We start from the raw sequence: 24,578 nt of genomic DNA, 5'->3' as shown, positions 1-24,578 counted from the left end.
GTCGAAGTCCAGCTCGCCGGGCGGGAGTTGGGGTGCGACGGTCGAAGGCGGTCTCCGCGACGTCGGGTGCGGTCACGGTTCAGCGCCCGCCGGTGCCGGTCGTGATGTGCACGGGGCCGCCGTCGGCATTGACATTCCGCACCCAATGCCCCTGCAACTCAAGGGAGTTGCCCGTGCGCACCGGTCCCCGCAGTCGCTCGCTGTGCAGCGTACGGCCGTCCTGAGTGACCGTCAGCGTCGGGCGGACGGAAAGCGGTTCGGCGGCGCGTACGAGGAACCGCAGGGAGTCGTCGGCGCGGGCGTCGCACGGCAGGCGTCCCGGGGTGATCCAGCGCAGCGGCGGCGCGACCACGAGCCTGGGGCCCGCCGGTTCGGCTGCCGCACGGCCCTCGCGGTTCTCGTGGGCGAGCAGGCGGCGCACGGCCACCGCGGCCGCGTGCCCCTCGGCGGCGGCGGTCGCGGCGGTCTCCACGGCGTGCAGGACGTTGCCGACGGCGAAGACGCGCGGGACGTCCGTACGGAACTCGGTGTCGACGAGCGGGCCGCGCGTCGCCCGGTCGAGACAGACACCCCCGCTGCGGGCGAGTTCGGCTTCCGGGACGAAGTCGCCGGTGAACACGAGGGTGTCGCACGGCAGTTGGGCGGTGCGGCCGTCCGCGTGCCGGACACGTACGCCGGTGAGCCGGCCGCGGCCGAGCACCTCGGTGAGCATGGTGCGGGTGAGCAGCGGCACGGTGCGGCGGAGCCGGGCGTCGGCGGCGCGCAGCGGCGGAACCTGCGGCCGGTCGAGTTCGGTGAGCTGGGCGACGACGGCGACGCCCGCGTGGTGCAGGGTTTCGAGGGCGGCGTACGCGACGGGCTCGGCGCCCACGACGACGGCTCGGCGGCCGATGTACCGCCCGTACAGGTGCACGGCCTGCTGGAGTTCGCCGGTGGTGTGGATCCCGGCGGGCCGGGTGCCGGGCACGAGGCGGGCGGCCCGGGGGCGTTCGCGGGCACCGGTGGCGAGGACGACGGCGCGGGCGGTGATGCGCTCCAGGCCGTCGGGGCCCGTGACGTCGACGGTGCGGGGCGCGGGCAGGTCGGTGACGGTGACGGAGGTGCGGACCACGGCGCCGGCGTCGGTGGCGGCGCGCAGCCGTCGGGCGGCGAAGCGCGGCCCGCTGGTCCAGGGGGTGCCGAAGCCGCCGTGGTGGCAGAAGCGCGGTGCGCCGCCCGCCTGCGGTTCGCGTTCGAGCACCTCGACGGTGCCGCAGTCCGCGGCGGCCAGATGCTCGGCGACGGTGAGGCCCGCGGGCCCGGCCCCGACGACGAGCACATCGACGTCACGCTCCCGCCGCCCCACACCCGTGCCTCCCTCGCTCACCATGACCTCAACTCCCCGCCCTGACGCGACAGTTCACCGTCGAGCAACTCCCGCAGACCCGCCCCGCAATGGAACCCCTGACAACGCCCCGCCCGCGCCCGCGTACGCCGACGCAGGCCCTCCAGCCCCGCCGGCGGCACCGTACTCGCCAACGCGTCCCGGATCTCGCCGAGTGTGACGCGCTCGCAGTGGCAGACGATGCGGCCGTAGTCGGGGTCGGCGGCGATGCGTTCGGGGTTCTGGTAGGGGCGGGGAAAGCGCTCGCCGAGGTTGGGCATGTGGACGGGCGGCAGGCTGGTCGGTGCGCCGAGGTCGAGGCCCGCTTCGGCCAGGAGCCCGGTGACGTGCGCGGCGATGGCGAGGGAGGCGGTGAGCCCGGTGGAGCGGATGCCGCCGACGGTGACGCTGCGCCGCTCGGCCCAGGAGTCGATGCGGTAGTCCTCCTCGTCGGTGGCCGCGCGCAGCCCCGCGTAGACCGTCGTGACCTCCTCCTCCAGGAGTTCGGGGAGGATCTTCTCGCCCTGGGCCCGCAGGGCGGCGAGGCCTTCCTCGGTGGAGTGGGTGGCGGTCTTGTCGTCGAGGTCCTCGGCGGTCGGGCCGAGCAGCACGTTGCCGAAGACGGTCGGCGCGACGAGGACGCCCTTGCCGAGCGCCGTCGGCACCGGCAGCAGGATGTGCTGTACGAGGTCGCGGGCGGGCTTGTCGAAGACGACGAGTTGGCCTCGGCGTGGCGTGACGGTGAAGGTGTCGCGGCCGAGCATGCGGTCGACGGCGTCGGCGTGCAGCCCGGCCGCGTTGACCAGCCAGCGGGCGTGCAGCGGGCCGCGACCGGTGTGCAGGGTGTGGCCGGTCGCTCCCGGGTCCCAACTCACGCTCAGCACCCGCGCGTTGAGGTGCAGGTCGACGCCGGCGCGCACCGCCTGGGTCGCGTACGCGAGCGGCGTCGTGAACGGGCAGACGATGCTCTCGTCCGGCACCGCGAGCGCGCCGAGCGCACCGGGGCCGAGGTGCGGTTCGCGGGCGTACAGTTCGTCGGCGTCGATGAGGCGGGCCGCGTCGTAGCCGTTGCGGTCGGCCTTGGCGGCGAGACCCGGCAGGGCGGCGAGCTGCTCCTCGTCCCAGGCGACGAGGAGCGCGCCGACCGGCTCGACGGGGATGCCGCACTCGGCCGCGTACGCGCTGAGCAGCCGGTGGCCCTCGCGGACGAGACGGGCCTCAAGGGTGCCGGGGGTGGCATCGAAACCGGTGTGCAGGATCGCGGTGTTGGCCTTCGACGTGCCGTCGCCGACATCGCCCGCCGCCTCGACCAGGGCGATGCGCAGCTGCCGATGGCGGGCCAGCTCCCGGGCGATCGCGGCGCCGACGACGCCCGCGCCGACGACCACGACGTCGTACGGGCGTGCGTCCTGCAGCGGTCCGTAGCGGGTGACGTCGCCGGGCATGGACGGGGTCGGCAGGGCTGCGGCTCGGGGCGCCAGGGCACTCTCCGGGTCGGGGGCCGGAAGCGGGGCGGGGGCTTTCGCGCGTACGGGGCCTTCCCCGCGTACGGGGCGTTTGGCGTGCACGGGCGTCGGCCCCTCCGGTGGCTGTGCGGTCATGCCGGGCTCCGTTCGACGAGTGCGGCGACGGCCTCACGGAAGCGGTCGAGGCGTAGCGCCGCTCCGTCCGCGCCGATGCGCGGCTCGTACACGGTGGCGCGCCCGCGCCGTGGGACGACGTCGCGCGGGGTGAGCGTCGGGTCGAGGCCGATGCGGGCCACGGCCGCCGCGCCGAGTGCGGTGGCGTCGGGCAACTCGGCCACCTCCACCGGGAGTTGGAGCAGGTCGGCCTGGGTCTGCATGAGGAGGGCGGAGCGGGTGAGGCCGCCGTCGACGCGCAGCGAGCGCAGCGGTGCGCCGAGGTCGGCGGCCACGGCGTCCGCGAGCTGGACGACCTGTGCGGCGATCCCCTCGCAGAGGGCCCGTACGACATGGCCGGGTGCCGTGTCGAGACCGAGGCCGGTGAGGGAGCCGCGGACGTCGCCCCGCCACCAGGGCGCGGCGAGTCCCGCGAGTGCGGGCACGAAGGTGACGCCGCCCGCGTCCGGGACGCTGCCGCCGACCGGGTCGAGGTCGGACGCGCCGCCGATGACGCCGAGTTCGGAGAGCCAGCGCACCGCGGAGGCCGCCGTGTACACCTGACCGTCGAGGCAGTAGCTGCTGCGGCCGTCGAGGCGCCAGGCCACGCAGCTGACCAGGCCCGAACCGCCGCGGCGCGGCCGGTCGCCGGTCGGGGCGAGCAGGAACGCGCCCGTGCCGTAGGTACACTTGGCGCCGCCCGGCTCGGTGACGTCCTGCGCGAGGAGCGCCGCCTGCTGGTCCACCAGGAGCCCGGTGAGGGGGAGTTCGGGGCCGAAGGCGGTGGTGGTCCCCACGGGGCCGGCGGCGTCGACGACGCGCGGCAACGGCTCGTCGGCGAGCCCGAAGAGGTCGAGGGCGCGCGGCGACCAGGCGACCGTGTCGAGGTCGAGGAGCTGGGTGCGGCCCGCGGTGGCGGCGTCGGTGACGAACGCGCCGGTGAGGCGGTGCACGAGCCAGGCGTCGCTGGTGGTGACCGCGCCGCGGCGCGTGCGGTGGCGGCGGATCCACATCATCTTGGGCGCCGCGAAGTACGGGTCCAGGGGAAGGCCCGTGAGGTGCCTCAACTCCTCGGCGTACTCGGCGAGTTCGTCGCAGAGCGGGGCGGCGCGGCGGTCCTGCCAGACGACGGCGTCAGTGAGCGGCTCGCCGGTCTCCGGGTCCCAGGCGAGGACCGTCTCGCCCTGGTTGGCGAGGCCGACGGCGGCGACGGGTTCGCCCGCATCGGCGAGAGCCGCGCGCCCGGCGGCCACCACGGAGTCGAACAGCTCGGCGGGGTCCACCTCGACGAGCCCGCCGGGCAGATGCCGTGGGCGTACGGGTGCGGAGCCGGCGCCGATCACACCTCGCTCCGGGCAGACGACGAGGGCCTTGGTGCCGGAAGTGCCCTGGTCGACGGCGAGCACCGGGCGGTCGGGGCGGGCTGCGCGGTCGGCTGTGATCACCGCGGAAGCCTGCTACAGCCTCAGCGGGGCAGTCAAGGACCCCTCCGCTCAGCGGAGTTGCGCCTGAACTGAACCGCCGTCAGAGGCCCGCGGTGCACGCTCGCGCGCAACTCGCACGCGCCTCACACCCACCCCGCACGCCGGCGACTGCGCACGCAGCCGCCCACGTAACCCGTACGCGCAAATCGGCACACGGACCGGTCGCGCCATGATCAAGCCACTTTTCTCGACCCAGCCAGATTCGGAACCTTCCGCTCTACACTGATCGCCGACCAACGTCCCACCACAGCACGGGAGTTCGGGCGGAACGCCGAGGCGATCCGACCGCGCGGCCCGCCCACAACCATGCCCACCCCCAGGCAGACCAGGGTTCACCAGAGGATTCATGCCGATGCCGCACGCCCGCCCGGTGTACCACCCCGCCGGGCACGACGCCGCCCTGCGCGCCGTGCTGCAGGACCTCAGAGCCGGCCGCTGGGTCTCCACCCGCACCCTGCTCGGCGAGACCCGCGACTGGGCCACGTGGACACAGCGCACCCAGATCCTGGCCACGGCCGTGGCCGGATCCGACCTGTTACGGGTGTGGCACGCCGAGGAGCCGCACAGCGTCGCCCTCGCCGTGCTGCACGCGCGCGTGGCCGTCGAACGGGCCCTGCGCGCCCACCGGTCGGGCCACCGGCACACCGCCGAGCTGTGGCGCGAGACGGCCGAGGCCTGCCGGTACGCCTCGCAGGCCGCCCCCGACGACCCGGTGCCGTGGATCGGCCTGCTCGCCCTCGCCCAGCTCGACGACGGGCGGCGCCGGGAGGAGCACCGGATGCCCGCGCCCGAGCCGATGCTGTTCGACGGCCCCTGGCAGCTGCTCGCCCAGGCCGACAAACGCGACCCCGGCAACCGCGAGGCGTACCACCGCATGCTGCAGTTCGCGTACCGGCACCGGCCCGGCACGTCCATGACCGCGGCCGTCAACTTCGTTCAGTGGGCGGCCTCTTCGGCCCCCGCCGGGTCCGCCCTGCACATGCTTCCGCTGTACGCGCGCGTGGAGCGGTACCGCCGCGAGGGCGGCCAGGAACGCGCCCTCGACCTGCACTGGATCTCCGAGGAGGCGACACGCGGGGCGCTGCACGCGCTGCACATGTGGTTCGACCACACCACCCCGGCACCGGAAGCGCGGTCGCTGCTCGACCTCAACCACCTCGCGCACGCCCTGTGGGGCGCCCACCGATTCGACGACGCGCTCCGGGTGTTCGACGCCCTCGACCCGTACTTCACGGTCGTCCCCTGGTCGTACCGCACCGCCACACCCGGCTCGTCCGAGGCCGCGGCCGACCTGTTCACTCAGGCCCGAGCCCGCTGCCGGGCCGCTGCCGGGCGCCGGGGCCGCGACCGCTCCTGACCCGGCCCCGCCCCCCTCGTCCCCCTGCCCCCTGTCCCCCTCCGGAGGTACGCGCGTGTCCCGCCCCACCTTGTCGAATTCCGCACCTCCCCCACCGGTCCAGGACGAGGAGGCCCGGCTCAGGGAGCTCGGCTACCAGCCGGTCCTGGCCCGCCGCATGGGCGGCTTCGGCAACTTCGCGATCAGCTTCTCGGTGATCTCCATCCTGTCGGGCTGCATGACGCTGTACGGCTTCGGCCTCGGCACCGGCGGGCCGGCCGTGATGATGTGGGGCTGGGCGGGCGTCGGCCTGTTCGTGCTGTGCGTCGGCCTCGCACTCGCCGAGGTCACCAGCGCATACCCCACCTCGGGCGCCCTCTACTACATGGCGGACCGGCTCGGCGGGCGGCGCTGGGGCTGGTACACGGGCTGGCTCAACGTGCTCGGCCTGCTCGGTGCGATCGCGGGCATCGACTACGGCGCGGCGCTCTTCACCGGCGCGCTGCTCGACCTGCAGTTCGGCTTCGAGGCGACGCCCGGCTCCACCTTCGTGATCTTCCTGGGCATCCTGCTCCTGCACGCCCTGCTCAACCTCTTCGACGTGCGGCTCGTCAGCCTCCTCAACTCGATCAGCGTGTGGTGGCACCTGGCCGGTGTCGCCCTGATCGTCGGCGTGCTCGTCATCGCCCCGGACAGCCACCGCACCCCCGGCGAGGTGTTCGGGCACTTCGTCAACGACACCGGCTGGTCCAACCCGCTGTACGTCGCGGCCATCGGCCTGCTGCTCGCCCAGTACACGTTCTCCGGCTACGACGCGTCCGCGCACCTGTCGGAGGAGACCTCCAACGCCTCGGTATCGGCGGCGCGCGGCATCGTGCGCGCCATCTGGGCCTCCTGGATCGCCGGTTTCGTCCTGCTCGCCGGCCTCACCTTCGCCATCCAGGACTACGACAAGACCGCCGCGGCCGACGTGCCGCCCGCCCAGATCATGATCGACGCCGTCGGCACGACCGGGGCGACCGGACTGCTGCTCGTGGTGATCGTCGCCCAACTCTTCTGCGGCAACGCCGAGGTGGCCGCCGCGAGCCGCATGGTGTTCGCGTTCAGCCGGGACAACGCGCTGCCCGGCTCGGCGCTGTGGCGCAAGGTCAGCACCCGCAACCGGACCCCGGTCCCGGCCGTGTGGCTCTCCGTCGGCCTGGCCGCCGTGATCGCGGCGCCCTCCCTGTACTCGGAGACCGCGTACGGCGCCGTCACCGCCATCAACGTCATCGGCATCACGCCCGCGTACGCCATCCCGATCTTCCTGCGGCTGCGCGCGGGCGACCGGTTCACACCCGGACCGTGGAACCTGGGCCGGTGGAGCAAGCCGGTCGGCTGGATCGCGGTGATCTGGGTGGCCTTCGTGACCGTCCTGTTCTGCCTGCCGCAGTCCGCCCCGGTGACCGTCGACTCGATGAACTACGCGGCCGTCGCCCTCGCCGTGGTCCTGGTCCTCGCCACCGCCTGGTGGTTCGCCGCCCGACGCTCGTACAGCACCCCGTCCGCGTACGGCTCGGAGCGTGAGCAGGCGGAGATCTCGGAGGGCATCGTCTGAGACGCACCCCACCGAAGTGACGTGCTGTGCCCCGCTGTTGACGTTCAGGCGGGGCACAACACGTGGTTGTTCATGTCTCGGGACCACTGCGGAACGCCTACGACCATGGTGTACGCACCCATATGGCGAGCGCTGTGGTCCGCCTAGCCTCCAGCCGTCGAAGCCGTGCGGCTGCCTCTGGAGGCCCCATGTTCCCCCTCGCCACCCCTCGTCCGCGAAGGCGCCGCCCCGCCCTCGCCGCGTTCGCGCTCGCCGCCACGGCCGCACTGCTCCCGCCGCCGGGTCCGGCGCGGGCCGCACCGGAGGAGGGCATGGCGCACTGCCCCCACATGTCCGCGCTCCACATACCTGACGCCGCACACCAACAGGCCGCCTGCCTCGACGAGTTGACGACCGCGGGCACCATGGCGTCCGGCCACACCGACCCCGCGGACTGGGCCGGCCTCACACCCGAGGCTCTCCCCGTCCCGCGCGGCGTGCCCGGCATCCAGATCGACGGGTACTTCCCGGACTCCTCCCGCAGCAACACGAACCACTCCTGGAACCACGACTCCCAGTTCGTCCTCCGTCTGCCGGACCGCTGGAACGGCGGCCTCGTCGTCACCGGTACGCCGGGCAACCGCGAGCAGTACGCGAACGACCGGGCCATCGCCGACTGGGTGCTGTCCCGCGGCTACGCCTACGCAGCCACCGACAAGGGCAACACGGGCGCGGCCTTCCACCGCGACGGCCGCCGCCCCGGTGACGCGGTCGCCGAGTGGCACACCCGCGTCACCCAACTCGCCCGCGCCGCCCGGAAGGTGACCGCCCAGCGCTACGGCCGGCCGCCCGCACGCACCATCGCCACCGGCATGTCCAACGGCGGCTACCTGGTCCGCCGGCAGCTGGAGAACCACCCCGAGCTGTACGACGGGGGCGTGGACTGGGAGGGCACGCTCTGGCGCGAGGAGGGGCCGAACCTCTTCACGTTCCTGCCGAGCGCGCTGCGCCACTACCCGGCCGTCGCCGCGGGCGGCCCGGACGCGGAGCGGGCCCGCGCGGCCCTGCACGCCGCGGGCTTCCCGGCCGGGTCGGAGTTCCTGTGGCCGTACCACCACCGCGTCTACTGGGACCTCACGCAGCGCCTCTACCGCGAGGAGTTCGACCCGGACTTCGACGGCGCGACCGAGGCCGGCACCCCGTACTGCACCCCCGGGACCCCCGAGACCCCGGGCACGCCGGGCTGCGACGCCGACTACGTGTACGGGGAACGGCCGGACGAAGTGCGGCGCGCGGTGCGGCGGGTGGCCCTGACCGGGCGGATCGGGAAACCGCTGCTCACCGTGCACGGCACGCTCGACGTGCTCCTGCCGATCCGGGAGAGCGCCGACGCGTACGCGGAACTGGTGCGCTCGGCGGGCCGCGGCGCACTGCACCGCACGTACCGCATCGAGGACGGCACCCACACGGACTCGCTCGTCGACACCTTCCCGGACCGCCTCCGCCCCCTCGTCCCCTGCCACCGCGCCGCGTTCACCGCCCTCGAACGCCACCTCGACCACGGCATACGACCGCCTGCCGGCGGCACGGTGCGCAGGCCGGCGGGTGCGGACGCGGCCGAACTGCTGCGGGAGTGCGGGCTCGACACGGGGCGTTGAGCCGCCGCGCGGACAAAGTCCGAAAACGTCGGCCCCTCCTACCCACTACACCTAGATTAATTCCGAAGTTCGGAATATCTTTTCCGCTGCATCGCGCAGCTGGCGACCGTCCCCCGCACAGACGGCATGCCGCGCACCCCGGAAGGAGAGGCCTTGCACAGCCCTGCCCACGTTTCTGCGCCGCTGGTCCGCAGAGCCGCCGCCGAACTCATCGGCACCGCGTCCCTCGTGGCCATCGTCGTGGGCTCCGGCATCCAGGCCGCCGAGCTCAGTGCGGACATCGGCGTACAACTCCTGGCCAACTCGCTGGCCACGGCCATCGGACTCGGTCTGCTCATCGTCCTGTTCGGACCGGTCTCGGGCGGCTACCTCAACCCCGTGGTGACACTCGCCGCATGGTGGGCGGGGCGGCACGACGGCACGGGGCCGCGCGCCCGCGACGCGGGTGCGTACGTCGCGGCCCAGGCCGCGGGGGCGGTGGGGGTGCGCTGCTCGCGGAGGCGATGTTCGGGCGCGCCTCCATCTCGTGGTCCACCCAAGTGCGGGTCGGGGACCGGCTGCTGCTCGGCGAGGTCGTCGCCACGGCGGGGCTTGTGCTGCTGATCTACGGGCTGGCCCGGATCGGCCGGCCGCAGCTCACGCCGGTGGCGGTGGCGGCGTACATCGCGGCGGCGATCTGGTTCACGTCGTCCGGTTCCTTCGCGAATCCCGCGGCGACGATCGGGCGGGCCTTCAGCGACTCGTTCACCGGGATCTCTCCCGCGTCCCTGCCGGGGTTCGTCATCGCTCAACTCGCGGGCGGCGTCATCGGAATCGCCCTCGCGACACTGCTGTTCGGCCGCACCCCCGCAACACCCCCGCCGGACCCACCCACCCGCCCGATCCTCCCGGCGGACTAGCGCCCCCGGGCACCCCCACTCCCGGGGCTCCGCCCCAGCCCCCGGCCGTCTTTTCGGCTGCCGCCCCGCCGTGGCCGATCGCGCAGTTCCCCGCGCCCCTGCCGGGGCACCAACCCCTCACCCAACCCCCAACCCGCCCCCTCTCGAAAGCCCGCGCGCTTTCGTTCGGCTGCAGCACCGTCGCGGTCGATCGCGCAGTTCCCCGCGCCCCTAAATTCAGCCCCTCCGGCGTTGGAGGAGCGGGGTCCGGGGCGCAGCCCCGAAGCGGGGTCCAGGGGCGGCAGCCCCGGGGTGCGGGGGCCGGGGGCGGCAGCCCCGGGGAGCGGGGGGGCGCAGCCCCGGGAAGCGCGGGCCGAAGGCGCAGCCCCGAAGCGGGGTCCAGGGCGGCAGCCCCGGGGAGCGGGGGCCTGGGGGCGCAGCCCCGGGGAGCGGGGGCCTGGGGGCGCAGCCCCCTGAGCTGACTGCAGGACTTTCGGGAAGGGGCGGGGAGGGGCAGCGCTCGACGGTCACCGAGTCGACGGGGCGGGGCGGGGCCGGCCGCCCGCGGCCTACCCCAACTCCCCCGCGTACGGCGGCTCCGCCCCCGCCCGGGAGCAGGTGAGGGCAGCCGCCCTCGCCGCAAACCCCAGTACGTCCCGCCACTCCTCACCCCCCAGCTCAACCCCCGCCCCACCGAGCGCCCCATGCTCATCAAGCCGATGCAGCAGCGCCGCGTTGACCGTGTCACCCGCCCCGATCGTGTCCACGACGTCGACCGCGACCCCCGGCACATCGATCCGCGCCCCCTCCCGCGTCAACGCCGTCAGCCCCTCCCCGCCCCGCGTGATCACGACCGCCGCGGGCCCGAGCGCCAGCCACCCCTTCGCGGCTGCGACCAGGTCGTCCGACCGGGCCAGCCAGACCGCGTCCTCCTCGGACAGCTTCAGGAGGGACACGTACGGCAGCCAGGCGCGGAACCGGTCCCGGTACGCGTCCGGGTCGGCGATCAGGCCGGCCCGGATGTTCGGGTCGAGCGCCGTGAACGTGCCCCGCTCCGACTCCCGCCGCATCAACGCCTCGTACGCGCTGGCGCCGGGCTCCAGTACGAGCGAACACGTACCGAAGGACACCGCGCGCGTCGAGTCCGGCAGCGCGGCGGGCAGTGCGAACAGGCGGTCGGCCGCGCCCTCGACGTGGAAGCTGTAGGAGGCCGAGCCGTCGGCGGCGAGGTGGGCGACGGCCAGGGTGGTCGGCTCGTCGCCGCGCTGCACGAGCGAGGTGTCGATCCCGTCGGCGGCGAGCCCGCCGAGCAGCGCCGTGCCGAAGTGGTCGGTGGAGAGCCGCGAGCAGAACGCCGTGGGCGAGCCGAGGCGGCCGAGCGCGACGGCCGTGTTGTACGGGCCGCCGCCCCGCTTGGGCAGCAGCGCGGGCAGTTCGTCCTCGGCGGCGGGCCCCGCCGGGACGAGGTCGATGAGGGCTTCGCCGGCGACGACGATCATGGGCTGGCCTTTCTCGTGGCGGTACGCAGGTAGCAGTAGCAATACACAGGTAGCGGTACGCAGGTGTGGGTGTGCGGATCAGGAGTGTCGTACGGGGGTTCACGCGCCGTCGGCCGGACGACCACAGCCGCACGACTCCCGGTGCACGAACGCGCACGGCAACCGGACGGTCCGCGGGGCCTGTCGGGGTTCGGCGAGCCGGTCGACGAGGAGGCGCAGGGCCGTCGCGCCGATCTCGCGGCTCGGCTGGTCGACGACGGTCAGCCGGGGCTCGAACACATCGGCCCAGGCGAAGTCGTCGAACCCGGCGAGCGCCATGTGGTCCGGCACCACAAGCCCCACCGACCGCAGGGCACGCAGCGCGCCGATCGTCATCGTGTTGTTGGCGGTGACGAGGGCGGTGGGCGGCCGGTCGAGCTCGAGCAGCTCGGCCGTGGCCCGCTCGGCGCCCTCGGCGCTCGACTCGCCGCCGACGACGAGCGCCGGGTCGTACGCCAGGCCCGCGCGGTCGAGGCCGATGCGGTGGCCGGCGATGCGCTCCGTCGTGGTGGAGAGGCCGGGCACGCCGGAGACCAGGGCGATCCGGCGGTGCCCGGCCTCGGCGAGGTGTGTGACCAGCTCGGCGACCGGCCCTGTGTTGTCCGCGCACACCTGGTCGTGCTCATCCCCGGCGAGGCGGTCCAGGAACACGGTGGGGATCCTTGCGCGCCGCACATGGTCGAGTAGCGCGTCCGGGCGTGCGGACGGCGCGACGAGGAGCCCGTCCACGCGCCGTTCATGCAGCAGCTTCACCGCCCTCAGCTCGTGCTCGGGGTCCTCGTGCGGGTCGGCGATCAGCAGGCTGTAGCCGTGCTCCAGGGCGCTCGACTCGACGCCGCGCAGGATGTCCGTGAAGTAGGGGTTGCTGGTCGCCGACACCGCGAGCCCTATCGAGTGCGTGCGCGAGGTCACGAGCGAGCGGGCCAACGTGTTGTGGGTGTAGCCGAGTTCGTCGATCGCGCCCAGGACCGCCTGGCGGGTGGCGGGCCGCACCGGCCGGGTCCCGTTGACGACATGCGACACCGTGGCCACGGACACGCCCGCGCACCGCGCCACGTCCACCATGGTCGCCACCGTTCTCCTTCCCGACTCTTCCCGTCCGGACCGCGCCGGGACCGGGCCCCGGCGGATTCGCGGGCCCGAACCTACCTCACGAAACGCACGGCGTAAACGTTTGCGCAATCGCTTGCGCACCCCTGCCATTTGCCATATCAGCAACTAGGTTTGTCAGGACCGTAGGTCCGGGTGCACTCTCCTCACACCGTGACGACGCGGCGGGAACGACGAGGCGAAGGAGTGCGGCGATGACCGAGACGGCAGTGAACGACAAGAACGACGAGAAGGCCCACGGAACGGCGGACGCGTACGACGTCGTTGTCGTCGGCGGCGGGGCGGCCGGGCTGAGCGGGGCGCTCGCGCTGAGCCGGGCACGCCGCTCCGTCCTGGTGATCGACAGCGGCCGCCCGCGCAACGCGCCCGCCGAGGGCGTCCACGTCTACCTGGGCCGGGAGAACACCCCGCCCGCCGAGCTGATGGCCGACGGCCGCGAGGAGATCCGCCGCTACGGCGCGGAGATCCGCGAAGGCGAGGTGGTGGCCGCAGAGCACGACGACGCCGCGGCACGCGCGGGTTCCGGCATCGGCTTCCGCGTGACGCTGGCCGACGGCACGGCCGTACGCGCCCGGCGGCTCCTGGTCACGAGCGGTCTCGTCGACGAACTCCCCGAGCTGCCGGGCCTCGCGGAGCTGTGGGGCACGGGCGTGCTGCACTGCCCGTACTGCCACGGCTGGGAGGTACGCGACCGGCGCATCGGCGTCCTGTCGACCGGGCCGCTCGCCGTGCACCAGGCGCTGCTGTGGCGGCAGTGGAGCGACGACGTCACGCTCTTCCTGCACACGGGCCCGGAGCCGGACGACGAGAGCTATGAGCAGTTGGCGGCGCGCGGCATCACGGTCGTGGACGGGAAGGTCGACGAGCTGGTGCGGGCCGACGGTCGCCTCACCGGTCTGCGGCTCGCATCGGGCCGGGTCTTCGACCTCGCGGCCCTCGCCGTCGCGACCCGGATGAACGCCCGCGCGGACTGGCTCACCCCGCTCGGCGTCGAGCTCGCCGACCAGATGGTCCAGGGCACCATGGTGGGCCGCCACATCCCCACCGACCCGACCGGGAGGACGGACGTGCCCGGCGTGTGGGCGGCGGGCAACGTGGTCGAGGTGAGCAGCCAGGTGATCGTCGCGGCGGCCGCGGGCGTACGGGCCGGGGCCGCCCTGAACGCCGACCTGGTCTCCGAGGACACCCGAGCCGCCGTGACGGCCCACCGTGCGGCCGCCGACCGCGAGCTCGCCTCGTCCTCTCAAGTCGCCCTATAGGAGCGGGAGTTCAGGACGTACCGCGACCGCCGGCCCCGCCCCTTCACCAACTCCCCGCCGCCGCCTCGCACAACAGCCCCGGCGGGCGCGGCGTCGCACCGTCCGCGCCGTGCTCCACGTCGTACAGGAGGTGCTGGATGGCGAAGACCGCCGACGGGCAGCCGAGGGAGACGGCCTGGGCGAGGGCCCGGTGGGCGCGGCGCCAGGCACGGCTGCGGCGGCCGGTGAGCCGGTCGACGAGCGCGAGGCCGTAACTCCCGAGGCAGCGGACCAGCAGATCGGTCTGCGCCTCCGGGTCCCGCAGCGCACCCCGGATCTCCCGCAGCGCCCCGGCCGGTTCGCCGCGCAGCGCCCGCACCACGCCGAGCAGCAGCCGGCTCAACGCGGCGGGCGGGCCGTGCGCGGGGGCGGCGGGCACGATGTGGGCGGCGTCCCCTAGGAGCGTCGCCGCCCGGTCCAGGTCGCCGCCGCCGAGCGCCACCAGGCCCTGGACGAGGGCGACATGGCCGGCCGTGGCGACATCCCCGACCAGGACCGCCGCCTCCCAGGCCCGGCACAGCAGGTCCGCCACGCCCTCACCCCCGCTGCCCGCCGCCAGCCACGCGGCGAGACAGAGCCCGCGTCCGTAGAGCGGACCGGTCCCGTCGGCCAGCGGAAGCAGCCGTTCGACGACCTCGCGCCCCTCCGCGGCGTGCCCGCAGACCGCCCACCAGAACCACAGGTCGAGCACCATAGCCAGGGCGCTGTCGGCCTGGATCTCGTCGCGCGGCGGCCGCTCGAGGGCGGCCTGGATGTTCGCCGACTCGTCCCGTACGAGGAGGGTCGCGCGGGTGGGCTGGCCGGCGCGCCAGAGGTCGTGCACGCCGGTCGCGACCCTGCTGTACCAGAGCAGGTGCCGGTCGGCGGCCTCGTCGGACTCACCCGCCGCGTGCAGCCGTTCGGCGCCGAAGTCCCGCGCGGCGCCGGTCATGCGATAGCGCGGCGGCAGCACCCCGCCCGCCTCCCGTACGGGTTCGAGGATCGCGGCGGCGGCGAGCCGGGCCAGGCACGCCGGGATCTCGCGCGGGTCGAGCCCGCCGCCCTGGCACAGGAACACGGCCGCGTCCTGGGCGAAGTCCCCGGTGGCGACGGAGAGTCGGGCCCACACGAGCCGGGCCGAGCGGTCGCAGAGCGCGTACTGCGCCTCCATCGCGGCCCGCAGCGAGCGCTGCCGCCGCACCGGCTGCGACTCGTCGCGCAGCCAGCACTGGCCCGCGTCGAGCAGCCGCGCGAGCCGGGGCAGCGGGAAGCGCGCCACCTGCGCCGCCGCGAGGACGATCGCGAGCGGCATCCCGTCGAGCCGCTCGCACAGTTCGCGCACCTGCCGACGCCCGGCCGCGTCCGCCTTGAACCCGCGCTGCACGGTCCGCGCCCGCCGCAGGAACAGCTCGACGGCGGGCCCGTCTCCACCGTCCGGCGCCGACGCGGGCAGCCCGCCGAGCCGCACCACCTGTTCCTCGCCGAGCCCGAGCGGCTGCCGCCCGGTGACGAGGACGCGTACGCCCGGCGCGTGCTGCAGGACGCCCTGGACCAGGCGAATGCACTCCGAGTGCACCGGGTCGACGTCGTCGAGCAGCAACAACACCCGCCGCGACCGCAGCCGGTCCACCACGTCCCGTACGCCCCCGGGCCCGCCGCCGAGCGCCCGCGCGAGCGCCCGCACCACTCCCCCCGACACGTCCCCCGCCCCCTGTCCCGGCCGGTCGTCCCAGCAGGGCACCCGCAGTACGCCCTCCACCGCGGCCTCGGCCGGCAGCGAGCGGCGGGCGAGGACGGCCGCGGTCCGGGCGACGCTGCTCTTGCCGACGCCCGCCGCGCCGACGACGCTCACGAGGCGGCCCGCCGCGAGCAGCCGGCGCACCACCGCCAGCTCCGTGTCCCGTCCGAGGACCGCCACGGGCGCCCGTACGCGCCCCTCACCCCGGCGTCCCACCCCACGCTGGTGCTTGCGCACGCCCCAACTCCCCGTTGACTCCCAGCACACAGCCGCCGCACACGCGGGTCCGGCCCGAACCACCATCCCGTGCAGAATCGTCACTGCAACGAAAACGGCGAAAGCTCCAACTGTCCGGAGCCCTATGCGGTATCGCGCGCTCCGCCTCTACCACGCACCACAGCTAAGGCCAGGCACTGTGTGCGAATCGGAGGCCAGGGGTCGGGACGGTGGCTCGGGGCGGGGGTTGTGGGCTCGGTTCGGGCGGTGATCCGGATGCCCGCAATTCAGATGATCGATACATGCATGCGGCGGCGCGCGGCGGGTATCCGCGTTCCAGGTGAGGAGCGCTTCGAGGCGTACGTCGAGGAGTTGCGCACCGACCCGCCGCACCGGCCCACCTCGTTCACGAGGCGCGCCCGGCGGCGGGAGCTGGACGAACGAGCACCACAGGAGAGGGCCGCGATCATGCCGACCGGCTGCAGTACTTACGCGGGTGCGGCTTTCGAGGGCCGCACGGACAGCGCCGTACACGCCAGGAATCTGGTGTCGGAGTTCGTCGCCCGGCTCCGCGCGAGCGCCGCGTTCACCGTGCCTGCGGAGGCGCTCGGCGCCGCCCTGCTCGTGGTCACGGAGCTGGTCACGAACGTGGTGAAGCATGCCTCGGGCCCGTGCGTCCTGGAGCTCGAACTGGCCTCTGACGTTCTGGACATCACGGTGTGGGACACGGAGCCCGCGCTTCCGGTGATGGCGGCGCCGGATGCGCTGCGCCCTTCCCGGCACGGTTTGGAGATCGTGCATGCGCTGAGCCGTGCGGTGACGGTGGAGCAGCGGGCGGGCGGCAAGCGCGTGTGCGCGAGTGTGCCGCTGTCCTGACGACACACAGGGGCCTGCCGACACGCAGGGAACCCGATGTCACACAGGGAGCCTGATGCCCCGCAGGGGGTCCTGACCGCACATGGGGGCCAGGCCCATATCCCCAAGTCGCCCTGTGGGGCGGGGCGTTGGGGTGGTGAAAGGTATAGGGAGGCCGTCGTGGCGCGCCGCAGGCGCATCCGGCCGTCCCGCCGAGGGGTTTCGGCCACCGGGCAGTGCGGACCCAGGGCCGGCCGCGGACGGGTCAGGCCGCGGCGACCTCGAGGGTGCTGAAGTCGAGGACGCGGTCGGCTTCGCGCAGCGCCTCCTCGGCGGCTTGGCGCACCTCGGCAGGAACGTCTCCCCTCTCTTCCACCAGGTCGGCGTAGATAGGAGCTTCGGCACTGTCAGCGGGGCTCACCGTGGATCTCTTTCCCTCGGGTACATGTCTCGTGCTGCCAGGCGACAGCGAGAGGTGAGTCTACGAGTTCGCCTCCCGGGTGTGCAGGGGGGTCGATAAAACTCTTCGTCACCAATTCGTCACGGGTGGGGACGGAAACATGACCCCATTCCGGGACAGGACCGCCCTGAACGCACCCGATCATGGCCGGAATCCGTCCTTCCTCGTGACGCAGACCACTCCACTCTCCGAGCCGCCTTCGCGCTCCTTGCGGCGTACACCACACCGCACGCCCCTCGTGCGGTACGTCACATGCCGGGCGACTCCGGACGGTCCGGGGCGACCTCGACGCCCGGCCGGCCGGGGCGGGGCGAGTCGCCGGGCGGCCGTCGGAACAGGCCCGCGGAGAGGAAGGGCACGCCGAACACGGGGGCGCTGTCCGGCTGTTCCGCCATCGGGCGCAGTTCGACCTCCTCGTACCTGGCGAACAAGCGGCGCAGGTCGTCCGGCGCGTAGGCGAGTCCGCCCTCCAGGCTGCGGCGGCGGTAGAACTCCTCGTCGGGGAGTTCGGAGCCCATGCGTCCCGCGGCGAAGCAGGTGAGGGCGAAGTGTCCGCCCGGCGCGAGGGCACGGTCGAGCAGCGCGAGGTAGCTGAGGCGACGGTGCGGGGGCAGGTGGTGGAGGCAGCCGGAGTCGTAGACCAGGTCGTAGGGCTCGGCGGGCAGTTCGGCGGCGAAGACGTCGGCGCAGTGGAAGCGGACATCGACGCCGGCCGCGCGGGCCCGTTCCTCACCCCAGGCGACAGCGGCGGGCGACAGGTCGACGGCGTCCACGGCGAAGCCGCGAGAGGCGAGATGGACGGCGTTGCGACCGGGCCCGCAGCCGAGTTCGAGCACGCGGCCGGGTGCGGCGATCAGCCCTCGGTCGAGGTACGCGGCGAGGTTTTCGTCCGGCTTGTCCACGAAGAAGGGGATCGGGCGGTTCCGGTTGGCGTAGAACCCGTCCCACCAGGAGGCGCCGCTCTCCTCGGTCCACCGGTCCGCGCCGCCGTCCGCGAACAGCCGGTCGAGCACGCCGAGCAGATCGTCCGTGGTGCGTATGTCCCGCTTCATCCCCACCCCTTCGCGTACGACCGACACTCGGCCGCACCCGGTCGAGCCTACTGCCCGACCAGTCCGCCACGCAGGGAGTTTGCGCAGGTCAAAGCTTGTTTTCCGGCTCCACCCCTGGGCCCCGTTCCGTCCGGCCCTCAGGCCCTCCGGGCCGGCTTCACTTCGCCGCGTACGTCCGATCCGTGCGGGTTCGCCGCCGCCCCCTCCGTACTGAGGAGGACGACGACCGCGCCCGGGTCGAGGGCGAGGGAGGCGCGGCGCTGTTCAGCGCCGGGGCCGGCCAGGGCCGCGCGCACACCGGCGAGCGGGGCCGCCCCGCACGGGCCGGAGGAGACGCCCAGGGCCGCGAGCACCTCGGCCGCGCGGGCGCTCTCGGCGTCCGTGACGGCGATCGCCGCGTCCAGGCCACCGCGCAGGACGGGCCAGGCGAGGCTGGAGGGCGTACCGCAGTTCAGCCCGGCCATGGCCGTCTCGCCGGTGGGCACGGTGTGGAGCTCGTCGCGGGCGAGGCTCGCCAGGACGCAGGCCGCGGACTCGGGCTCGACGGTGAGCAGCGCCGGGGGCGGGCCGGAAGGGCTCCCTTCGCGTGCGCGGGTACCGCCGTAGGAGGTACTGCGGTAGTGGGTGACGACGGCCTGGGCTAGGGAGCCCACGCCCGCGGGCACGACGACGAGTCCGGGCAACTCGGCACCGGCGTCGGCGAGTTGGGCGTCGATCTCGGCGCAGAGCGTGGAGTAGCCCTCGACGATCCACGCGGGCACCTGCTCGTAACCGGGCCACGCGCTGTCCTGGATCAGAAGCGAGTCCGGCGCGGCGGCGGCTTCGGCGGCGCGGCGCACGGCGTCGTCGTACGGTCCCTCGACCCGAGTGACCTCGGCCTGTTCAGCGGCGATGGCGCGCACCGCGTGGGGGTAGACGCCCTGCGGCACGAACACATGGGCACGCGCACCGAGCAGTCGGGCCGTACGGGCCACGGCGCGCCCGTGATTGCCGTCGGTGGCGCACACCAGGGTGACTCCCGGGTCCGCCGTGCCTCCCGCCCGCTCCTCAAGCGCGCGGTGCACGGCCCAGGTTGCACCGAGGGCCTTGAACGCGGGCAGGCCCAGGCGGGCGGACTCGTCCTTGACGAACACGCGCGCGACACCCAACTCAGGAGCCAAGGCGGGAAGTTCGGTGAGGGGTGTCGGGGCGTATCCGGGCAGCGCGGCGTGGAAGGCGCGCGCCCCGGCCGGGGCCGGGGCGCAGGTCCAGGCACGGGCGGCGGGGCGCGCCCACCACATAGGGGCGCGGCCTACAGAAGAGGCCTCTTTTGTGGTGTTGGCTGACACATCTTCAAGCGTGCGGGTGCGAGGGCCTTTCGGTCCAGGGGGCGGCGGCGTCAATCGGTCGCCGTCCACGAGCGGAGCTTCTCCGGGTTGCGTACGGCCCAGAGGCGGGTGATGCGGCCGTCCTCGATCTCGAAGGACATCACCACGGTCGTGACGCCGCCGTCCTGCACGACCAGGCCGGGCTCGCCGTTGACCGTCCGCTCCAGGACGGTCCGGTCGACGGCGCCGGCCGAGACGGCGGTGAGGTACTCCGCGATCTCGACGGCGCCGCGCATGGGGTGGAGCCGGGCCCTGACCAGGCCGCCGCCGTCGGCCAGGCCGGTCACCGCGGGGTCGAGCACGCCGACCAGCGCGGACACGTCCTTCGCCTCCCAGGCCCGCTTGAACTCCCGTACGACATCGGCCCGTTCGGCCTTCTGCTGCGGGGCAGGGCGGGACGCGCGCAGGCGGCTGCGGGCCGACGAGGCGAGTTTGCGGCAGGCGGCCGGAGTGCGGCCCACGATCTCGGCGACCTCGGCGAACGAGTACCGGAACACGTCGTGCAGGACGAACGCGACCCGCTCTGCCGGGGTCATCGCGTCGAGCACCACGAGAAACGCCATGTTGACCGACTCGTCGAGCGTGACGCGGTCGGCCGGGTCCGCGGTCCGGTCGCCGATCCGCCCGGCGGGCCACTCCGACCGGTCGGGCACGGGTTCCGGGAGCCACGCGCCCACATAGCTCTCGCGGCGGGCGCGGGCCGAGCGGAGCTGGTCGAGGCAGATCCGCCCGGCCACCTTGCAGAGCCAGGCGCCCGGCGAGTCCACGGCCTGCCTGCGGTCCAGGTCCATGGCGTACCAGCGGGTGTACGCCTCCTGCACCACGTCCTCCGCGTCGGCGAGGGAGCCGAGCAGCCGGTAGGCGAGGTTGAGCAGCTGCCGCCGCTCCCCCATGATCACGCTCACCCCCGGCTCCGGTTCCCGCCCCGACGCGAAGCCGTCCTCGCCGTGCTCCTGCTCGCCGTCCATGGTGTCGCCGCTCCTCCGCTGTCGTCCGCCTGTGTGCGCGTCGCACATGTCTCACCTCTACGACGAGGCAACCGCCCGATGTGTGAGGTCCGGGGCTCCGGCGGCGGGGACCTCACATTCCGCGGGGCCGTGCCGTCGTACAGGGCGTAGGGACGCAAGCACAGCTCGGCAGAGGAGAACACCATGACCGCACGGCTCGACATCCACACCCACCCCGTCGTCGCCAAGGCCATCAAACATCTCGCCACGGCGGGGACGGCGATGGCGGACTCCGCGCTGCCGCCCGCCACAAGGGAGTTGGTGCTGCTTCGCTGCAGCCAGATCAACGGCTGCGGCATGTGTGTCGACATGCACACCAAGGAGGCCGCGCGGTCCGGGGAGTCCTCGGTCCGGTTGCACCTGGTGGCGACGTGGCGGGATTCCACCGTGTTCACCGAGGCCGAGCGCGCCGCCCTCGCGCTCGCCGAGGAGGGCACCCGGATCGCGGACGCGGCGGGCGGCGTCCCGGACGACGTGTGGGAGAACGCCGTCAAGCACTACGACGAGGATCAGCTCGGGGCGCTGCTCGTCACGATCACCGTCATCAACGCCTTCAACCGCCTGAACGTGATCACGCGGCAGGCGGGCGGCGCGTACGTGCCCGGCCAGTTGGGCTGAGCCCGGCCGGACCGGCTGAGCCCGGCCGACTCCGAGCAGCAGCCCCGCCCCGCCTCCTATGTGGCCGGACCACATGTGGCCCGGCCACAGATACAGCACCCACGTACGATGACCGCACAAGCCGTCGCTCAAGGCCGGCGGCCTACCGGGACCGGGAGGGGCTGCCGTGATCATCTTCGGCACGAAGAGCTATCTGTACCAGCTGGCCATCGTCACGCTGGTGTGCGGCAACTGCGGGAATCCCGCGGCCCATTCGCTGCGCAAGAAGGTCACGAAGTTCTCGCTGTTCTTCGTGCCGCTGTTCCCGATCGCCACGTCGTACCAGACCCAGTGCACGTTCTGCGGGACCGAGCACAAGGTGCCGAAGGAGCAGGCCGACGGTCTCCTCGCGCACGGCACCGGCGTCCAGGGCGGCCAGGGTGCGCCCGGTCAGCCGCAGCCCGGCGGCCCGTCGCACGGCAACAACCCCTACGCGTAAGGGGCGCGCGGGGGCGCACGCCCGGCTGTCACTCCGGCCGTTACCCCGGACGGGCGAGCCCGGGTGACGCGCCCGAGTGGCTCCGTGCGCCGTGCGGTGGCGGAGGGACATCGTCGTCGGGGGTCCGTCGCGGGGCCCGTCGCACCGGTCCTCACGGGCCGGGGCGACGGCAGGCTCGTACGGCGGCCCCGTGCCGATGTCGCCGATGCAGAGAGGGCCTGGTGTTCGCGTGGCCATCCATCCTCCGTCCCCTTCCCCGCAGCCCGCGCCCGAGGAGCCCGCGTCCGCCGGGGGCGGCCCGCACGCGCGGGCGGCGGCCCGGCCCAGCGGGCCCGGCCTCACGGTGGTGAAGTGGCTGACGACCACCGACCACAAGGCCATCGGCACGCTCTACATGGTCACGTCATTCGCGTTCTTCCTGTTCGGCGGCGTGCTCGCGCTCGTGATGCGTGCTGAACTGGCGCGCCCTGGCAGCCAGTTGATCTCCAACGAGCAGTTCAACCAGGCGTTCACGCTGCACGGCCTGATCATGCTGCTGATGTTCGCGACGCCGTTGTTCGCCGGTTTCGCGAACTGGATCATGCCGTTGCAGATCGGCTCGCCGGACGTGGCGTTCCCGCGGCTGAACATGTTCGCGTACTGGCTCTATCTCTTCGGCTCGCTGATCGCCATCGGTTCCTTTCTGACGCCGGACGGTGCGCCGAGCTTCGGCTGGTTCATGTACACGCCGCTCTCGGACGGCATGCACTCACCGAACATCGGCGCCGACATGGTGCTGATGGGCCTCGCGCTCTCCGGGTTCGGCACCATTCTCGGCTCGGTCAACTTCATCACCACGATCATCTGCATGCGGGCGCCGGGAATGACGATGTTCCGGATGCCGATCTTCACCTGGAACGTGCTGCTCACGGCCGTGCTCGTGATCATGGTGTTCCCGGTCCTCGCGGCGGCGCTGCTGGCTCTTGAGGCGGACCGGAAGTTCGGGGCGCACATCTTCGACCCGGCCAACGGGGGCGCGCTGCTGTGGCAGCACCTCTTCTGGTTCTTCGGCCACCCGGAGGTCTACATCATCGCGCTGCCGTTCTTCGGGATCGTCTCGGAGGTCATTCCGGTCTTCGCGCGGAAGCCGATGTTCGGCTACATGGGACTGATCGGCGCGACCATCGCCATCGCCGCCCTCTCGGCGACGGTGTGGGCACACCACATGTACGTCACGGGCGGGGTGCTGCTGCCGTTCTTCTCGTTCATGACGATGCTCATCGCCGTGCCGACGGGCGTGAAGTTCTTCAACTGGATCGGCACCATGTGGAACGGCAGCCTCTCCTTCGAGACGCCGATGCTGTGGACGACGGGCTTTCTCGTCACGTTCCTGTTCGGCGGCCTGACCGGCATCGTCCTGGCCTCGCCCCCGATGGACTTCCACGTATCGGACTCGTACTTCGTGGTGGCGCACTTCCACTACGTGGTGTTCGGCACCGTGGTCTTCGCGATGTTCGCCGGATTCCATTTCTGGTGGCCGAAGTTCACCGGGAAACTGCTCGACGAACGTCTGGGCAAGATGTCATTCTGGACGCTTTTCACGGGATTCCACGGCACGTTCCTGGTGCAGCACTGGCTCGGCGTCGAAGGCATGCCGCGGCGTTACGCGGACTATCTCGCGGCCGACGGATTCACCGCCCTCAACACCGTTTCGTCGATGAGTTCGTTCCTGCTCGGCCTCTCGGTCCTGCCGTTCCTCTACAACGTCTGGAAGACCTCGAAATACAGCGAGCCGGTCGGCATGGACGATCCGTGGGGGTACGGGCGTTCTCTTGAGTGGGCCACCGCGTGCCCGCCGCCGCGGCACAATTTCGAGGCGCTTCCGCGTATTCGCTCCGAGTCCCCGGCATTCGATCTGCACCACCCGGAGATCGCCGCCATCGAGCAGGCCGACGCGGAGCGCCTGCGGTCCGGCGGCAGCAGCGGGGACCGCGTCAAGTAGGCGGCGAATTCGAGCGGTTGAGACTTGACGGTCCGGGTTCCTGGATTCAAGGTCCGGGCCGTCCAGAGGGATTTCGCGGGGGCTCCGTGGTGCACCGGAGCCCCCGCCGCGTATGCCTGGCCAGCCGCCTCCGGCGTACGCGTATCCGACCCGGACACGCCGTGCGGCCGTCGGCGCGCACCACCCCGTCCACGCCTCGACTGCCGGCGCCCGGTCATCGGATAGGAATGCAGTTTCACAGAATCGCCATAAGCGTGCGCCGACCCCCATTGCCCCGGACGGGTGACGGAACCAAGGCCTCCGCTGTGGCAGTTCTTCGCCCTGTGTAATCGACGCTGGTCAACTCCCCGATGACGTACGGGGAATTCGTGGACCCGATTCGAACACTTCGGGCAAAGATCAGACGATCGAGCGGCCGTCTCTCCCGTACCGCACGGCCAGTACGGTGTCGCCATGCCCGAACTCACGCTCCTGCGCCCCGAACACGCCCCGGCTCTCCTCGACTTCGAGCGGGAGAACCGCGCCTATTTCGCGCGCTGGGTACCGGACCGGGGCGACTCCTACTTCGCCGAGTTCGCCGACCGGCACACGGCGCTCCTCGCCGAACAGGCCGCAGGCGTCTGCCACTTCCACGTCCTGGTCGACCAGGACGGCTCGGTCCTGGGCCGGGTCAACCTGGTCGATGTGGCGGACGGCACCGCATCCCTCGGCTACCGCATCGCGGAACGCGCGGCCGGCCGCGGCCTCGCCACGAGCGCCGTACGCCGCGTCCTCGCGCTCGCCGCGGACACATATGGCCTGCGCACACTGCTCGCCGAGACGACCGTGGCTAACGCGGGTTCCCAGGCGGTCCTGACCCGTACGGGGTTCGTCCCGGCGGGCGAGACGACGCTGGACGGGATGCCGGGCCTCCAGTTCACCCGCGAGCTGGTCGGGCGGGCCGCCGACCGGAACGGACGACACTGAC

General features: G+C 73.0%; 19 protein-coding genes and 1 pseudogene. 10 read left to right on the top strand and 10 right to left on the bottom strand.

Going from position 1 to position 24,578, the window contains the following annotated elements; all coding sequences use genetic code 11:
• Positions 1–79: 79 nt before the first annotated feature.
• From QIS96_RS07980 to QIS96_RS07970, 3 genes are all read right to left on the bottom strand, one after another.
• A complete protein-coding gene (locus tag QIS96_RS07980; RefSeq protein ID WP_282541707.1) occupies positions 80–1,369 on the bottom strand; it encodes an NAD(P)/FAD-dependent oxidoreductase in 1,290 nt (429 codons plus the stop codon).
• Positions 1,363–2,808, bottom strand: a complete 1,446-nt coding sequence (locus QIS96_RS07975) for an FAD-dependent oxidoreductase (RefSeq protein WP_282541815.1) — start codon at positions 2,806–2,808, stop codon at positions 1,363–1,365. Before QIS96_RS07975 ends, QIS96_RS07980 begins: the two co-directional genes overlap by 7 nt.
• Before the next feature lie 152 nt (positions 2,809–2,960).
• Complete coding sequence (locus QIS96_RS07970) at positions 2,961–4,427, bottom strand: FGGY family carbohydrate kinase (RefSeq protein ID WP_282541706.1); 1,467 nt, start codon at positions 4,425–4,427, stop codon at positions 2,961–2,963.
• 385 nt (positions 4,428–4,812) lie between these two features.
• On the opposite strand from QIS96_RS07970, the gene QIS96_RS07965 reads away from it, so the two are divergent.
• From QIS96_RS07965 to QIS96_RS07950, 4 genes and pseudogenes are all read left to right on the top strand, one after another.
• Positions 4,813–5,823, top strand: coding sequence for a hypothetical protein (locus QIS96_RS07965; RefSeq protein WP_282541705.1), 1,011 nt, complete (start codon positions 4,813–4,815; stop codon positions 5,821–5,823).
• Positions 5,824–5,878: 55 nt separating this feature from the next.
• The gene (locus QIS96_RS07960; protein ID WP_282541704.1) at positions 5,879–7,399 is read left to right on the top strand and encodes an amino acid permease; all 1,521 of its coding nucleotides are present in this window, start codon (positions 5,879–5,881) and stop codon (positions 7,397–7,399) included.
• A 188-nt stretch (positions 7,400–7,587) separates the two neighbouring features.
• Positions 7,588–9,036, top strand: a complete 1,449-nt coding sequence (locus tag QIS96_RS07955) for a tannase/feruloyl esterase family alpha/beta hydrolase (protein WP_282541703.1) — start codon at positions 7,588–7,590, stop codon at positions 9,034–9,036.
• A gap of 126 nt (positions 9,037–9,162) precedes the next feature.
• Positions 9,163–9,935, top strand: a pseudogene (locus tag QIS96_RS07950) (aquaporin).
• Between the two features lie 548 nt (positions 9,936–10,483).
• Here QIS96_RS07950 and QIS96_RS07945 read toward each other — a convergent pair.
• Together QIS96_RS07945 and QIS96_RS07940 are read right to left on the bottom strand one after the other, a co-directional pair.
• Positions 10,484–11,413 carry a carbohydrate kinase family protein gene (locus QIS96_RS07945; protein ID WP_282541702.1) on the bottom strand — a complete coding sequence of 310 codons (930 nt, stop codon included), beginning with the start codon at positions 11,411–11,413 and terminating at the stop codon, positions 10,484–10,486.
• 99 nt (positions 11,414–11,512) lie between these two features.
• Entirely contained in the window at positions 11,513–12,526 is a 1,014-nt protein-coding gene (locus tag QIS96_RS07940; protein WP_282541701.1) for a LacI family DNA-binding transcriptional regulator, read from the bottom strand.
• 230 nt (positions 12,527–12,756) lie between these two features.
• Here QIS96_RS07940 and QIS96_RS07935 point away from each other — a divergent pair, with 230 nt between their 5' ends.
• A complete protein-coding gene (locus tag QIS96_RS07935) occupies positions 12,757–13,821 on the top strand; it encodes an NAD(P)/FAD-dependent oxidoreductase (protein WP_282541700.1) in 1,065 nt (354 codons plus the stop codon).
• A gap of 43 nt (positions 13,822–13,864) precedes the next feature.
• Here the strand turns inward: QIS96_RS07935 and QIS96_RS07930 are convergent, their stop codons facing one another.
• Complete coding sequence (locus tag QIS96_RS07930) at positions 13,865–15,814, bottom strand: ATP-binding protein (protein ID WP_282541699.1); 1,950 nt, start codon at positions 15,812–15,814, stop codon at positions 13,865–13,867.
• 270 nt (positions 15,815–16,084) lie between these two features.
• Here QIS96_RS07930 and QIS96_RS07925 point away from each other — a divergent pair, with 270 nt between their 5' ends.
• Positions 16,085–16,669, top strand: coding sequence for an ATP-binding protein (locus QIS96_RS07925; protein ID WP_282541698.1), 585 nt, complete (start codon positions 16,085–16,087; stop codon positions 16,667–16,669).
• 244 nt (positions 16,670–16,913) lie between these two features.
• On the opposite strand, the gene QIS96_RS07920 is transcribed toward QIS96_RS07925, so the two are convergent.
• The 4 genes from QIS96_RS07920 to sigJ all read right to left on the bottom strand — a co-directional run bounded on the left by QIS96_RS07920 (position 16,914) and on the right by sigJ (position 20,495).
• Positions 16,914–17,069: a hypothetical protein gene (locus QIS96_RS07920; protein WP_282541697.1), complete on the bottom strand. Its 156-nt coding sequence runs from the start codon at positions 17,067–17,069 to the stop codon at positions 16,914–16,916.
• 287 nt (positions 17,070–17,356) lie between these two features.
• A complete protein-coding gene (locus QIS96_RS07915) occupies positions 17,357–18,160 on the bottom strand; it encodes a class I SAM-dependent methyltransferase (protein WP_282541696.1) in 804 nt (267 codons plus the stop codon).
• Between the two features lie 137 nt (positions 18,161–18,297).
• Positions 18,298–19,440: a diaminopropionate ammonia-lyase gene (locus tag QIS96_RS07910; RefSeq protein ID WP_282541814.1), complete on the bottom strand. Its 1,143-nt coding sequence runs from the start codon at positions 19,438–19,440 to the stop codon at positions 18,298–18,300.
• A gap of 98 nt (positions 19,441–19,538) precedes the next feature.
• Positions 19,539–20,495: an RNA polymerase sigma factor SigJ gene (gene sigJ, locus QIS96_RS07905; RefSeq protein ID WP_282541695.1), complete on the bottom strand. Its 957-nt coding sequence runs from the start codon at positions 20,493–20,495 to the stop codon at positions 19,539–19,541.
• 183 nt (positions 20,496–20,678) lie between these two features.
• Here sigJ and QIS96_RS07900 point away from each other — a divergent pair, with 183 nt between their 5' ends.
• The 4 genes from QIS96_RS07900 (at position 20,679) to QIS96_RS07885 (ending at position 24,577) form a co-directional block, all read left to right on the top strand.
• Complete coding sequence (locus QIS96_RS07900; RefSeq protein ID WP_282541694.1) at positions 20,679–21,152, top strand: carboxymuconolactone decarboxylase family protein; 474 nt, start codon at positions 20,679–20,681, stop codon at positions 21,150–21,152.
• A 166-nt stretch (positions 21,153–21,318) separates the two neighbouring features.
• Entirely contained in the window at positions 21,319–21,630 is a 312-nt protein-coding gene (locus tag QIS96_RS07895) for a zinc-ribbon domain-containing protein (RefSeq protein ID WP_282541693.1), read from the top strand.
• A gap of 229 nt (positions 21,631–21,859) precedes the next feature.
• Positions 21,860–23,611, top strand: a complete 1,752-nt coding sequence (gene ctaD, locus QIS96_RS07890; protein WP_349017373.1) for an aa3-type cytochrome oxidase subunit I — start codon at positions 21,860–21,862, stop codon at positions 23,609–23,611.
• Positions 23,612–24,064: 453 nt separating this feature from the next.
• Positions 24,065–24,577: a GNAT family N-acetyltransferase gene (locus QIS96_RS07885; protein WP_282541692.1), complete on the top strand. Its 513-nt coding sequence runs from the start codon at positions 24,065–24,067 to the stop codon at positions 24,575–24,577.
• Position 24,578 lies beyond the last annotated feature (1 nt).

The organism is Streptomyces cavernicola (assembly GCF_029968035.1).
Classification (GTDB): domain Bacteria; phylum Actinomycetota; class Actinomycetes; order Streptomycetales; family Streptomycetaceae; genus Streptomyces; species Streptomyces cavernicola.
Note: the sequence above shows the minus strand (reverse complement) of the source record. Positions and strands in the feature narration are given on the sequence as shown.

What these genes read in the sequence shown, in the direction of transcription:
- QIS96_RS07980 (WP_282541707.1), bottom strand. Translation starts at nt 1,369, where the DNA reads ATGGTGAGCGAGGGAGGCACGGGTGTGGGGCGGCGGGAGCGTGACGTC.
- QIS96_RS07975 (WP_282541815.1), bottom strand. Translation starts at nt 2,808, where the DNA reads ATGCCCGGCGACGTCACCCGCTACGGACCGCTGCAGGACGCACGCCCG.
- QIS96_RS07965 (WP_282541705.1), top strand. Translation starts at nt 4,813, where the DNA reads ATGCCGATGCCGCACGCCCGCCCGGTGTACCACCCCGCCGGGCACGAC.
- QIS96_RS07955 (WP_282541703.1), top strand. Translation starts at nt 7,588, where the DNA reads ATGTTCCCCCTCGCCACCCCTCGTCCGCGAAGGCGCCGCCCCGCCCTC.
- QIS96_RS07945 (WP_282541702.1), bottom strand. Translation starts at nt 11,413, where the DNA reads ATGATCGTCGTCGCCGGCGAAGCCCTCATCGACCTCGTCCCGGCGGGG.
- QIS96_RS07935 (WP_282541700.1), top strand. Translation starts at nt 12,757, where the DNA reads ATGACCGAGACGGCAGTGAACGACAAGAACGACGAGAAGGCCCACGGA.
- QIS96_RS07925 (WP_282541698.1), top strand. Translation starts at nt 16,085, where the DNA reads ATGATCGATACATGCATGCGGCGGCGCGCGGCGGGTATCCGCGTTCCA.
- QIS96_RS07915 (WP_282541696.1), bottom strand. Translation starts at nt 18,160, where the DNA reads ATGAAGCGGGACATACGCACCACGGACGATCTGCTCGGCGTGCTCGAC.
- QIS96_RS07910 (WP_282541814.1), bottom strand. Translation starts at nt 19,440, where the DNA reads ATGTGGTGGGCGCGCCCCGCCGCCCGTGCCTGGACCTGCGCCCCGGCC.
- sigJ (WP_282541695.1), bottom strand. Translation starts at nt 20,495, where the DNA reads ATGGACGGCGAGCAGGAGCACGGCGAGGACGGCTTCGCGTCGGGGCGG.
- QIS96_RS07900 (WP_282541694.1), top strand. Translation starts at nt 20,679, where the DNA reads ATGACCGCACGGCTCGACATCCACACCCACCCCGTCGTCGCCAAGGCC.
- QIS96_RS07885 (WP_282541692.1), top strand. Translation starts at nt 24,065, where the DNA reads ATGCCCGAACTCACGCTCCTGCGCCCCGAACACGCCCCGGCTCTCCTC.